The organism is Achromobacter sp. 18P8.1.1 (assembly GCF_057799415.1).
In genome coordinates this window covers 40,978-52,831 of sequence record NZ_JBYOKH010000046.1, presented here as the reverse complement: position 1 = coordinate 52,831, position 11,854 = coordinate 40,978, and the positions used below count along the sequence as shown (strand labels likewise).

The 11,854-nt window shown below is 65.0% G+C and carries 11 protein-coding genes; 3 read left to right on the top strand and 8 right to left on the bottom strand.

The features are described from left to right. Nucleotides 1-129: 129 nt before the first annotated feature. Both AC27VE_RS23920 and ydiK read right to left on the bottom strand, forming a co-directional pair. Nucleotides 130-855, bottom strand: a complete 726-nt coding sequence (locus AC27VE_RS23920; RefSeq protein ID WP_427957718.1) for an RNA pseudouridine synthase — start codon at nucleotides 853-855, stop codon at nucleotides 130-132. 146 nt (nucleotides 856-1,001) lie between these two features. Next, a complete protein-coding gene (gene ydiK / locus AC27VE_RS23915; RefSeq protein ID WP_488705176.1) occupies nucleotides 1,002-2,126 on the bottom strand; it encodes an AI-2E family transporter YdiK in 1,125 nt (374 codons plus the stop codon). A gap of 250 nt (nucleotides 2,127-2,376) precedes the next feature. Between ydiK and AC27VE_RS23910 the strand changes: the two genes are divergently transcribed. Further along, nucleotides 2,377-2,562: a hypothetical protein gene (locus AC27VE_RS23910; protein WP_006222070.1), complete on the top strand. Its 186-nt coding sequence runs from the start codon at nucleotides 2,377-2,379 to the stop codon at nucleotides 2,560-2,562. 58 nt (nucleotides 2,563-2,620) lie between these two features. Here AC27VE_RS23910 and AC27VE_RS23905 read toward each other — a convergent pair whose 3' ends face one another. The 6 genes from AC27VE_RS23905 to AC27VE_RS23880 form a co-directional block, all read right to left on the bottom strand. Beyond that, the gene (locus AC27VE_RS23905; protein ID WP_488705175.1) at nucleotides 2,621-3,682 is read right to left on the bottom strand and encodes a DNA-binding protein; all 1,062 of its coding nucleotides are present in this window, start codon (nucleotides 3,680-3,682) and stop codon (nucleotides 2,621-2,623) included. A gap of 204 nt (nucleotides 3,683-3,886) precedes the next feature. Further along, nucleotides 3,887-5,437: a PepSY-associated TM helix domain-containing protein gene (locus AC27VE_RS23900; RefSeq protein WP_488705174.1), complete on the bottom strand. Its 1,551-nt coding sequence runs from the start codon at nucleotides 5,435-5,437 to the stop codon at nucleotides 3,887-3,889. Then, nucleotides 5,434-5,694 (bottom strand): hypothetical protein, encoded by a 261-nt coding sequence (locus AC27VE_RS23895; protein ID WP_488705173.1) that lies wholly within the window; start codon nucleotides 5,692-5,694, stop codon nucleotides 5,434-5,436. Before AC27VE_RS23895 ends, AC27VE_RS23900 begins: the two co-directional genes overlap by 4 nt. Nucleotides 5,695-5,759: 65 nt before the next feature. After that, nucleotides 5,760-8,150 (bottom strand): TonB-dependent siderophore receptor, encoded by a 2,391-nt coding sequence (locus tag AC27VE_RS23890; protein ID WP_488705172.1) that lies wholly within the window; start codon nucleotides 8,148-8,150, stop codon nucleotides 5,760-5,762. 123 nt (nucleotides 8,151-8,273) lie between these two features. Next, on the bottom strand, nucleotides 8,274-9,437 hold the full coding sequence (locus AC27VE_RS23885) for a FecR family protein (protein ID WP_488705171.1): 1,164 nt from the start codon (nucleotides 9,435-9,437) through the stop codon (nucleotides 8,274-8,276). A gap of 20 nt (nucleotides 9,438-9,457) precedes the next feature. Next, nucleotides 9,458-9,955 carry an RNA polymerase sigma factor gene (locus AC27VE_RS23880; protein WP_488705170.1) on the bottom strand — a complete coding sequence of 166 codons (498 nt, stop codon included), beginning with the start codon at nucleotides 9,953-9,955 and terminating at the stop codon, nucleotides 9,458-9,460. A gap of 198 nt (nucleotides 9,956-10,153) precedes the next feature. Between AC27VE_RS23880 and AC27VE_RS23875 the strand changes: the two genes are divergently transcribed. Then, entirely contained in the window at nucleotides 10,154-10,585 is a 432-nt protein-coding gene (locus AC27VE_RS23875) for a MerR family transcriptional regulator (RefSeq protein WP_488705169.1), read from the top strand. 39 nt (nucleotides 10,586-10,624) lie between these two features. Further along, the gene (locus AC27VE_RS23870; RefSeq protein WP_006222073.1) at nucleotides 10,625-11,704 is read left to right on the top strand and encodes a site-specific integrase; all 1,080 of its coding nucleotides are present in this window, start codon (nucleotides 10,625-10,627) and stop codon (nucleotides 11,702-11,704) included. Nucleotides 11,705-11,854 lie beyond the last annotated feature (150 nt).

Here is an 11,854-nt window from a genome sequence, read left to right as displayed (position 1 = left end):
CCGCTCAGCGCCAGTGCCGTCAGGCACAGCGCGCCGGTCTGCTTCAGGAAGCCGCGGCGGCCCTGATGCTGGTGCTGCGGGGGCTCGCCAGGCAGGTTCATGGTCTTCGCCGGGGGCATCAATGCGTCGTCAAAACCGTTCATAGTCCAGCCGGTAGCGCCATTGGCCTACGGCCAATCCCGCCATCGGCAAGCGGCCGATCCGGATGCGGCGCAGGGCCTGCAACTGCAAGCCCGCGGTATCGCAAACGTATTCGATGAAACCCGGCAACGGCGTCTTCAACGCAAAGCGCAGATGGGTTTCGTTCTGCCAGCTGACTTTCATGGGGGTGGCCGCCCGCCCTTCGTACGCCAGACCACGTTGCAGCCGGGCCAGGTCGCCCTCGCTGAGCTGGCCGCTGACCTGCGCCACGTATTCCTGCTCGACGAGCTTGCCCTCTTCCACCAGCTTGCGCGATATCGCGTATTCCTGCGTGTAGACGACCAAGCCGCTGGCCGCGCGTTCCAGCGGCGTGACGAGCTTCAGCCCGTTGAACATGCGCTTCAGATAGCGTTGGCCGGAACGGTCGCCCGGCATCAGGTTCTTGGGCACGATCAGGTCCAGCGCCGAACCCGCTTCGTTGTCGGCGTACGTGCCCTCGGGCTTGTGCACCAGCACGGTCACGGGCCGCATGTCTTCCAGCTTCGCGCCAGGCAAAAGGCTGACCGTCTGGCCGGGGGCGACGCGGAATCCGGGTTCCTCCACCGTCTTGCCATCCACCGCGACCCAACCGCCTTCTATGTAGCGTTCGGCATCGCCGCGGGAGCAGGACTGTTCCGTGGCCAAGCGCTTGGCCAGTCTTACGCTTTCGCTCATCGCGCTACCGCCTTGCATGCGGACGGGGCCGGGGTGGAAAGGGATTCGGGCGTGCTGTCAGCCAGCACAAACGGGTGCATCGTCATTAAGTATTGCCGGGGTGTTGCAAAAAAAGCGGGCGAAGCGCCCGCGGCGTCAGGCAGATGTTACGCCTTTTCGGCAGGCGCTCCGGGCAGCGCGGCGCCCGTTGCTTCCGGAATCTCCAGGGGCTCGACGGGCGGCGGCACCTCTTCGATCCAGGCATTCACCAGCGTCGACGTCACCGCCAGGATCACCGGCCCGATGAACAGGCCGACGATGCCGAAGGCGAACATGCCGCCCAGCACGCCGGACAGGATCAGCAGCAAAGACAGGTTCACGCCGCGCTTGATCAGCATCGGCCGCAACAGGTTGTCCAGCATGGCCACCAGCACCGCCCAGACCAGCAACAGGATGGCGGCCACTTTCATATCGTTCTGGAACAGCCAGATCACGCCGCCCAGCATCGGCAAGAACGGCCCCAGCTGCGCCAGGCACAGCATCACCATCAAGGCGGTCAGGATGCCGGCGGCCGGCACGCCCGCGATCCACAACCCGACGCCACCCAACACGGACTGCACCACGGCCGTCACCACGATACCTAGCGCCACCGCGCGGACGGCGGCGCCCGCCAGACGCACGGCCGCCACGCCGCGCGGGCCGGCCAACCGGTTCGCAAAGCGCTTGACGAAGTCCGACGCCATCTCGCCCTGGCTATACAGGATCCCCGCGATGACGATAGTGATCAGCATGTGCATGACGAACACGCCGACGATCGCCGCGTGGCTAAGCAGCCAGTGCGCCGCGATGGTCAGATAGGGTTCCAGCCGGGCCAGCAGCCCGCCCGCGCCGGCGTCCGACAGCGTCTGCCACTCCTGTGCGATGCGCGGGCCCGCCAGCGGAATGGCGCGTACCCATCCCGGCGGCGCCAGCAGCGCGTACTCGGGCAGGCTTTTTACGGCCGCTGTGATCGCCCCGCCATGTTCGGCCAAGGTGGAAATCACCTGGTAGAGCGGCAGCACGATCACGAACAGCAGGATCATCAGCATCATCACCGTCGCCGCCCAGCGACGGCCGCCGAAACGTTGTTGCAGCGCCAGCAGCACCGGCCACGTCGCCACCACGATCGTGGTGGCCCAGATCAGCCCGGGCAGGAACGGACGCAGGATGTAAAGGCTGCCCACCATCAAGGCTGACAGGATCACGATAACAAGCAGGACTCGGGCAAGATCGACTGTAGGACGTGTATTCACCCGCTGCTCCTGGCAAGGCCGGACGCCTTGCGCGATGACGCATCGCGGCCCATGGGCGGCTGCCCGGGATGCGCGTAGATGCGATTCTGTGGAATTTATCCGAAATCCGCGTGCACTTGTATCTTGCTGTGATGCCTGCCGGGCACGACGCTTGCTCCGCTGGCCGATGCCGCCGGATTCGGATGGCGATGGCGCCGGGCTCTCCGGTTGCCACCTTTCGGACGGCGTCTATCTCTTAAGGAGGTATGCCATGAAGCTCTTGACCACAGCGGGCGTCTTGCTGGCCCTCGCGCTAGCCGGCTGCACCGCGCCCAGTTCATATAGCTCCAGCTCGCCGCGCGCAAGCACCGCCACGAAGGACCAGGCCAACTACCACGCGGACAACTTCGGGGAACCGGACAACACGCCTTTCCAGGGCGTCTACCCCGGGCGTTGAGCCCGTAGTGCGCAGTCGATTACGTTGCCGGCGCGTCGCCGGCCGGCAACCCTTTCGCCTATCCTGCTCGCGAATCTTGCGGCGAAGCCTCAGCGCCGGGCTTCTCTGATGCCACCGCAGCCGCTTTCTCACTGGCCAGCACCATCAGATGGCGGGTCAATTCAGCCAGTTGCCCGTCCTTCTGACTCAGTTGCGTCAGCAGCGACGCCGATTGCGCATCCGCGGCATCCAGGCGCGACGCCAACGCCGCCTCGCGCTGACGCGCCGCCGCCAGCGCATCGCTTCCCGCACGGTCCGCGGCAAGCAGCCGTTGCTGCACGACTGCGATCTCGCCGCGCAACGCCTGAGCGCCCTGCTCGGCCGCACGCTTGCCCTCTTGCGCCTCGGTCAACGACGTTTGCAATTGGGCAGCTTGCCGTTGGCTGGCGATCAAGGCCTCGTCCAGTCGTACTTGAAGTTTCTTGACCGCGCTGCGTTCGCCGTCCAGTTCGTTCAGCCAACGCCGCTCGTGCGCGGCGTGGCGCGTTTCGGTCGCCTCCAGCGCCTGGGCGTGCAGGCTGCGCATCGTCTCGGCCTCGGTCAGCAGCGTTTGCACCGCGCTGCGGGCGTCTTCCAATTGCTGCTGGCTCTGCTTGAGCTGATCGTCGCGTTGGCGCAGCTGCTGCTCCGCCGCGCGCAAGCGGTCTTCGGTCGCCGCCAACTGCGCCGTGGCCACCTTCAAGCCTTCCTGCAGATCCAGTTCTCGATTGGCCAGCTGGATCTCGCGTTGCTGCAATTGTTCGGCATCCGCGGCCAGCCGCTCCCCTTCTTCCGCCAGTTCCGCCCACCGCCGTCGGTAGGTCTCAGCCTGCTCGGCGCGGGCTTCGGCCAGCGCGGTTTCCCAGAAGTGCGCGGCTGCCTGGGCGATCGGGTCCGGGATGGCCGGCGCGGCGGCAAAGGCGCCCGGATCCTTGATACGCGCGCCCAAGGCCCGAAACCACGTTTCCAGGTGCGGACTGACGGTGTTGGGCGACCCGCGGCCGATCTTCTGGCGCACCCGCTCGATGGTAGGCCGCGCCCCTTCCAGCAATAACGCGTCGGCGGCGGTCCAGACGTCGGTTTCGGTGATTCCTGTGGCCATGTTCCGCGTACTCCGTGATTTGCCGCTGAGAAGAGGCTTAATTACTCACGATAATGGAACCTTATCGTGAGTTATTTCTTATCGATGTTAGATATCATACACCATACATATATTTTCATATGAAATACATTACACCCCCGTACTGGGGCCCGTTCTTAGAATCCCACCGCGAAAACGCGACATAAAAACCGCGCGCCGCCCATATCAGGACCGCCTGGAAGCCCAAACGCAGATCAGTCCCATGGTCAGGGCCGTCAATTCCACGCCCAGCCGTTCGCTGTCCCCTGCCCGCCAATAAAGGAACAGGTTTTGGCCCGTCGCAGCCTCATTCACCACGGGCAACAGCAGGCACAGGGCGGCGACGGCCCCCCACTGCTCTTTCCAGGCGCGCGCCGGATGGCGCAAGCCGGCATGCAGGATCGCCAACCCCCACACCCCAAAGTACGACGCGATTTCCCAGCCTGCCCGATGCGACAGGCCGGCCGGCAACAGCCGGTTCGCCCATAGGAACGCCACGCTGGCCACGCACAACCCGCTGACTACGCCGATGTTCATGGCTTGAATGAATCGGTACATGGCGGGTGTCGCATTCCCAAACTCTCGCAACGATTTCTGCCGCCGCTTGACCACGAACAGCACGGCCCCCGAAGCCATCATCGCTGCCCCCGCCGTGCCGAGCAGCACATACACCCATCGGACGGCAGTCCCGCCATACTCTGCTTCGTGCAAGGCCGTCATGATCTGCTGCGCCTTCACTGCCAGGCCGCCTCGTTCAGTACGCGGGAGCCTGGCGTCCAGTACCTGTCCGGTGACCCCGTCGTAAAGCATCGAACCGCCCGAAGGCGGCGCAAAGGTGCGGTCCTTCACCGGTTCATCGTCGCCCTCGTCGAACGGGCCAAACACCCGCACGACGGCGCTGGCGTCTCCCGGACGTTCGACCACGACGAAACTGGCTCGCCGCCCCAAAGTCCGCTCGGCATCTTCCAGCAGCGCGTCCAGGGGCATCAGCGGCGCTACGGTATGGCGATGCGGGCGCGCCAGGGGCCGCGACAGCAATTCGGCAAAGTACGCATCGGACGTCGGATAGGCGGCCGCAATAGGCGCGGGCATATAGATCCAATAAAAGACGACCAGCCCCGTGTACGCGATCATGAGTTGGAACGGCAGCGACAACACGGCGACCGCGTTGTGCGCGTCCAGCCATGAACGTTGACCCTTGTTCGGCCGGAAGGTGAAGAAGTCCTTGAAGATCCGCTTATGGATGATGACGCCCGACACCAGCGCGACCAGCATGGCCATCGTGGCAAACCCCGCCAGCCACACGCCCGCCGATCCGGCTTGAAACCCATAGTGCATACGCACGAAGTGATGTCCGCCTTGCGTGTTGCGCACCTCAGCCTGCTTCAGGGGTTCGCCTGTCATCGGGTCCAATGGGGTGACGCGCGGCCTGCCCGAGCCGTCTTGCCACAGCGCTCGCACGTGGGGATGGTCATCCGCAGGCATCGCGATGCTCCAGAACGAACTGGTTGCCGCTTCGCGCTGCAAATAGGCCTGCGCGGCCCGTACCACGGCGCTGCGGTCCGGCACGAATTCCGGCTCGGCGCGGCGTTCCGGTTCCATCCAGCGCGTAATCGGCCCTTCAAATACGCTGAGCGTGCCGCAGACGAAGATGATGTAGAGCAGCCAACACACCCAGATGGAGCCCCAGGTGTGCAACCACGCCATCGATTGCCGCAGACTGACGGCGCGGCTCATCGCAGGGGCCCGCCGAACCACCCCACGCCGTTGAGCACGGCCGCGATCAAGACGATGGCTGCCGCCGCGCGCACCGGGCTACGGGCAGCAAAGGCCCAGATCACCACGGCCGCATGGATAGCGAAACTGAACAGGATGGCGCCCAGCAGCACCCCGGCGCGTGGCGGCGGCACCAGGGCCGCTACCGCCGTGACGAATCCGCTGGCGATCGCGTACCCGCCGAACACGCAGGCGGCCACGCGCAGCGCAATCGTCATGGAGGCCGTCATGAGGCCCGGAAGGTGCCGTTCGGGAGCTTGTCGTAATGGCAGCGGCATCGGCATCACCAGCGATACGAGACAGAACCGATGATGCGACGGGGTTCGCCATAGAAGCACGCCGACTGGCATACGGCCACATAGCGGCGGTCTGCCAGGTTGTTGGCGTTCAGCGCAAGGCGCCATGGGCCGGTCGAGTAGCTCACCATGGCATCAAACAGGGTGACGGGCGGCACCTTGCCCACGCCATACAGGAACTTGGTCGACCCGACGTAGCGTGCGCCCACGCCCATCTTCAGACCGGGCAACCCAAAATCCCCGAAGCTGTAGTCGCCCCACAGCGAAACCTGATTCAACGGCACCTGCCCCACACGCTGGTCTTCCTGCGCCGGATACAAGGGGCTGGCCTTCGTCGTGCGCGCATCGGTGTACGAGTAGGCGGCGATCACGTTGGCGTTGCGGCCGATCTTGCTGCGCGCCTCAAGCTCGAAACCCCGAGACCGCACTTCGCCCACCTGGATGTTGTAGCTGGTGTTCGTCGGGTCGGTGACCGTGATGTTCTGCCGGGTCAGCTGATAGACGGCAGCCGAAATCATCGTGTCGGAACCGTCTGGCTGATAGCGGATGCCGGCCTCGTACTGATTGCCTGTCACCGGCTCGAATCGCGCGCCCGTGCGGTCAGAGCCCGTCTGCGGTTCAAATGATTCGCTATAGCTGATGAACGGCGCCAGGCCGTTGTCGAACAGATAGACCATGCCGGCGCGGCCGGTGAAGGCGTAGCTCTTTTCATCATCGACCGGCTTATCGATGCCGGCCGAGTTGTGGCTGTTGTAGGTCACCGTGTCGTAGCGGCCGCCCAGCAGCACGACGAGCCTGTCCGCGATCTTGATCTGGTCCTGCCCATAAAACCCCAGCCGGTTGTAGCGCTCGGTGCTGGTGCCTTGCGTGCGATAGATATCGCCGACCGGCACGGAATAGTCTGGCGTGTAGTAGTCAAAAGCGGCTGCGCGCCGCTGGTCGCGGGTGGTCTGGTGCTTGGCGTGCGTATAGTCCACGCCAACGATCGCGGTGTGCTTGAACATGCCCTGCCCCAGCTTGAATTGCAACGAGGTATCCGACACCACGGACTGTGACGCGTCCGTGCGGTCCAGCGCATAGCGCGTGGTTGACGTGCGTTGGTCGGCGGCCAGGTTGTACGTCAACGTTTCTGGGAGGTTGCTGCTGAAATCGTAGTAACGCAGGTTGTTGCGCAGCGTGACCGTGTCGTTGAAGGCGTGTTCGAACAAATAACCGGTCGTGTAGCGCCGGGCCTCGTATTTGTCGTAGCCGGGAATGCCGGTATAGCGGTTGATGGGGATTTTGCCGTTGACGTTGTCCGTGACCGTACCCACGGACGGCAAGCCCAGAACTTCGGCGGTGCGGTCCTTTTGGTAATCGGCCAGCAAAGTGAACGAGGTTCGGGCGTTGGGCCGCCACGTCAGGCCGCCCGATAGAAACGTCCGATCGTCGTCGACGTAATCCGTGAACGTCTTGCTGTCGCGCTCCAGAAAAGTCAGGCGGTACGACACGGCGCCATCATCGGTCAGCGCGCCGCCAAAGTCGCCCGACAACTGCTTGCGGTCGAACGAGCCGCCTTCCAGGTTCAGCTCACGCAAGGTTTCCGTTGTGGGGCGTTTGGTAATCGTATTGATGATGCCGCCCGGACCGGATGCGCCATACAGCACCGACGACGCCCCTTTCAACACCTCGACGCGTTCCAGGCCATAGGGTTCCTGCTGGCCGTTGTAGACGTTCACCGTGTACTTGGTGCCGTCGCGATACATGCTGCCCGTGTACGCGCTGCCTTCGAAGCCGCGCAGGATGACCTCGTCATTGATGCGGTTCGGTCCGCTCTTGCGCGACACCCCCGCCACATAGCCCAGTGCGTCACTCAGGTCTTGCGCCTTGATCGTCTCGATTTCCTGCGCACCTACGATCGAGATCGATTGCGGCGTTTCGATGATGGGCGTATCCGTCTTGGTGGCGGTAGCGCTCATGGTGGCTACCACGCCGTCGATGGGGCCCGTGGCGCTTTGTCCCATGCCCGTTACCGTGACGGGCGCCAACGTCACCGGCCCCTCGCCCGTTGCGGGCTTGACCACGATGGCATTGCCTTCCGGCGTGGCCTGAAGGCCGCTACCCGACAGCAGCCGGTCGGCGGCCTGGCGCGGCGTCAACGCGCCTGATACCGCGGGCGCCGTCTTGCCCGCCACCAGCGCAGGCGAAAACAGCAATTGCAACCCTGCCTGGCGTGCGAGTTCGTTCAGCGCCTGGCCCAGCGGCTGCGAGGCAATCTGGAAGTTGACGGACCTCGTCAAGAAGTCGATGTTGGCTTGTGCCGATGCCGGCGCGGGAGCGCCGGTGGCCAGGGCGACGATAAGAGCCAGGGGCGCAAGGCCGATATGCGGGTTCCGCATGAAATGCAATCTCCAGACAGTAGTAACAACAAGAATCATTACTAGTGGAGTCGCATGGCAAACCCAAACCCTCATGTCCTTTTTGAAAATAATTTGCCGGGTCGTCCCGCAACCCGTCTGGCGTCAATTCGCCTTTACGATTTCGGTCGCCTCGCCGGGCGTGCCCTGGCCCGTCGTCACTAAACGCACCGGCAACAAATGCGGCAAGGCTTGAGCAAACGTCGCGGCGGCCTTCAGGTCGAAGGTGCCGCCCAGACGCAGCGCCGCCACGGCCGGGTCGCGTACGCGCAGATGCGTATCGCCATAACGCTCGAACTCGGCCACCGCTTGCGCAAGCGGCGTGTCGTTGAAACTGACGCGCCCCAAGCGCCAACTGCCTACGCTTTCCGCGTTGAAGCGCGCAATTGGCGACAGCGCGCCTTGCGCATCGGCCGTCACGCCTTCCCCCTTGCCCAGATAGATAAGCCCGTCGCCCGACGCCGCGTCGCGGGGCGCGTCGACGCGCGATACGCGCACCCGCCCTGATTCCACGGCGATGACGGTGTTGCCCGCATCCAGTCCCGAGGACGTATGCCGCACCGAGAACCGGGTGCCAACAACCGTCACGCGCACGCCACCGGCCAGCACGTCAAAGGGTTTGTCCGCGTCGCGCGCGACCGTGAACATGACCTGCCCTTCCAGCAATTGGACTTCGCGCCGGTTGCGCCGCATCGCAACGCGCACGACCGTGCTGGCATCCAGGGCGACAATGCTGCCGTCAGGCAGGTTCAATTCGCGCAGTTCCCCCCGCGCCGTGGTGTAGCGCCGCGTATGCACGAGCCCGCCGTCGCTCAAATCCCATTCCAGCCAATGGCCGCCGGCAACGGCGACGGCTGCTGCGGCCGCCACCGCGGGCGGCAAAAAGCGCGCCACATTCAGCATCCAGGCGCGCCGCCCGGCGCTGGCCAGGGAAGGCGCGGGCACATCAGCCGTTGGCTGATCTTGCAAGCTGTCGTCCGGCAGCGCGCTCATTCCGGACAACGTACCCTGCAATCGCCGAAGCCGATCATGGGGTAACGCCCGCACCTGCGCGTAGGACGGCTCCATCGATTCGAACGCAGCGCGATGCGAGGCATCTGCCGCCAGCCATTGATGGAACTCGGCTTCGGCGGCAGGGCTCAAGCCTTCATGGCGCCGGGTTGCCCACAGTGCCGCCTCGAACGCAACCGGGTCCTCCGAGCTCAGGTAGTCCTCAAGCTCGCGGGCATCCGCATCGTGATCCGGCTGCGGGCCGTTCGAGGATGGCATCGGAAAAGGCTCCTTGGGGCTCATGCCGCGCCTTGCAACTGGCGTTCGCATTGGCGGCAGGCGAGCCTTCCGCGCGCGATGTGCTTTTCAATCATGCTGACCGATGTGCCCATGCGGGCGGCGATCTGCGCATAGGGCATCTCTTCAAAAACGTGAAGGATAAACGCTTCCCGGCATCGCGGGGGCAGCGCTTCGATCGTGGCCAGGTAGGCATCGACGGCCTGAGACGATGCCGCCATCGCATCCGGCGCCTGAGCGTCAGGGACAGTTGGCGATTCCGTCTCGGCCAGCGCGTCGATGTTTTCGTGGCTGCGAACCCGCCCGCGTCGGTATTGGTCCACCATCACGTTGCGCGCGGTCTGATAAAGCAGCGCGCGCGGCTCGGGAATCGCGACATCAGACTGCTCGATGGCCAAGAACCGCGCATAGCTTTCCTGAACGGCATCCGCCGCCGCATCACGATCCCGGATCGTGCGGAGGCAGAAATTCAGCAATTCTCTGTAGTAGCGGGCAACCAAGGGCAATCCAAACTCAGAGCGAAACCATGGACGCCCCAACCGCGTTGACATCCGCCTTGCCGTGATCAGCCAGCGGATTGTTGAATAGAAATGATTATCGCTTAATCTGGGAATCGATTCCAGCTTTGCCCATTCGCTTGACCTTGACCCGATGGAAGGCAGGAAGCTGCGGGTTCATCTCTACGGACAGGAGCCCACATGAACGACCGCACCTACACCCCGCATGCGTATGCGACCCCGCCCCGGGCCACGGATCCGGGGAGCGAGCCCCGATGGGCAATTGAAGACGTCACCACGCGCGCCGACGTCTCTGAACGCCTGGTGCGCCATTGCGAGGCGCGGGGCCTGCTTGCCGGCGCGGCGCGCGCGGGCGCATCCCGGCGCCGCTACACGCACGACGACATCTCGGTGCTGCGCTTCGTCAGGCGCACGCACGTACTGGGCTTCGGCATGAACGAGACCGCCCAGCTGCTGTCGTTGTGGCGAGGCGGCCAGACACCGGCGCCGGACCACATCCTCCACCGCCTGGTCCAGGCGTATCCAGATCAGCAACAACCTTCCTGCCCGATCCTGGAGGCCTTGATGCAGGCCGGCCGCCAGCAACGCTCAAGCCCCGGCCCTTTGCCCTAAAATGAATGCGCCGATGACACGACCCACGCCCCTCCCCCGATGCAGCTGACCCTGCTTGCCTCGCTGCCTTTGCTGGACCCGCATGCGCTGGACACCCAGGCCGATGCCGCGGTCCGCGGCCTGATGCGGGAGGGCAGCTCGGCCAACACCGCGGCCAGCTATCGCGCCGCCATCCGGTACTGGACCGCCTGGTTCGAGCTGCGTTACGGCCAACGCTTCACCCTGCCCTTGCCCGAGGCGGCCGTCATCCAGTTCGTGGTGGACCACGCCCAACGCTCCACCGACCACGGACTGAAATGGGAGTTGCCGCTGGCGCTGGACCAGGAACTGGTGCGCCTGAAGGCAAAGGGCAAATTGGGTGCGCCCAGCCTGAATACCTTGCTGCAACGCTTGTCCGTGCTGTCCAAGGCGCACGAACTGCTCGGCCACCCCAACCCTTGCCGTGCGGCCCCGGTCCGGGAATTGCTGGCCAAGACCCGCCGCGCCTACGCCCGGCGCGGCATGACGCCGGCCAAAAAAGAGGCGCTGACCCGCGAACCCTTGCAGGCCATGCTGGCCACGTGCGACGACACGCTGCGCGGGGTGCGCGACCGGGCCCTGCTGCTGTTCGCGTGGGCAAGCGGCGGTCGGCGCCGTTCGGAAGTGGTGCGCGCAACCGTCGAGAACACGGTGCGTACCAGCGAAGGCTTCCTCTATACCTTGGCGCATTCCAAGACCAATCAATCGGGCGCACAGCGTGCGGACGACCAGAAGCCCATTGTGGGTTCCGCCGCGCAGGCGTTGGACGCATGGCTTGCCGCCAGCGGCATCCGCCAGGGCCCGATCTTTCGCCGCGTGCGCCGAGGCGATGTCATCGGCGAGCCCCTGGCCGCCGCCGCCGTGCGGGACATCGTGCAGGAACGCTGCAAGCTGGCGGGCCTGGAAGGCGACTTTTCGGCGCACAGCCTGCGCTCGGGCTTTGTCACCGAGGCCGGCCGACGCAACGTGCCGCTTGGCGACACAATGGCCATGACCGGCCACGCCAGCGTGGCCACCGTCATGGGCTATTTCCGCGCGGGCGCCGCGGCGCGGTCGCCCGCCGCGCGTTTGCTGGACGAGCCGGACGCCGGCGACCTATAGATCGCTGCCCGGGCTGCCGTAATACTTGGCGTAGCGACGCCGCATGATTCTTGTCATGTTTACAATCAGCGGTGCTTGCCCGTGGCGCCGCCTGCCGGCATGCGCCCCACCCTTACACCAGCGGCCCGGCGCCGCGCCTGCCCTGGCCCC

What these genes read in the sequence shown, in the direction of transcription:
- AC27VE_RS23920 (WP_427957718.1), bottom strand. Translation starts at nt 855, where the DNA reads ATGAGCGAAAGCGTAAGACTGGCCAAGCGCTTGGCCACGGAACAGTCC.
- AC27VE_RS23910 (WP_006222070.1), top strand. Translation starts at nt 2,377, where the DNA reads ATGAAGCTCTTGACCACAGCGGGCGTCTTGCTGGCCCTCGCGCTAGCC.
- AC27VE_RS23905 (WP_488705175.1), bottom strand. Translation starts at nt 3,682, where the DNA reads ATGGCCACAGGAATCACCGAAACCGACGTCTGGACCGCCGCCGACGCG.
- AC27VE_RS23900 (WP_488705174.1), bottom strand. Translation starts at nt 5,437, where the DNA reads ATGAGCCGCGCCGTCAGTCTGCGGCAATCGATGGCGTGGTTGCACACC.
- AC27VE_RS23895 (WP_488705173.1), bottom strand. Translation starts at nt 5,694, where the DNA reads ATGACGATTGCGCTGCGCGTGGCCGCCTGCGTGTTCGGCGGGTACGCG.
- AC27VE_RS23890 (WP_488705172.1), bottom strand. Translation starts at nt 8,150, where the DNA reads ATGCGGAACCCGCATATCGGCCTTGCGCCCCTGGCTCTTATCGTCGCC.
- AC27VE_RS23885 (WP_488705171.1), bottom strand. Translation starts at nt 9,437, where the DNA reads ATGCCATCCTCGAACGGCCCGCAGCCGGATCACGATGCGGATGCCCGC.
- AC27VE_RS23875 (WP_488705169.1), top strand. Translation starts at nt 10,154, where the DNA reads ATGAACGACCGCACCTACACCCCGCATGCGTATGCGACCCCGCCCCGG.
- AC27VE_RS23870 (WP_006222073.1), top strand. Translation starts at nt 10,625, where the DNA reads ATGCAGCTGACCCTGCTTGCCTCGCTGCCTTTGCTGGACCCGCATGCG.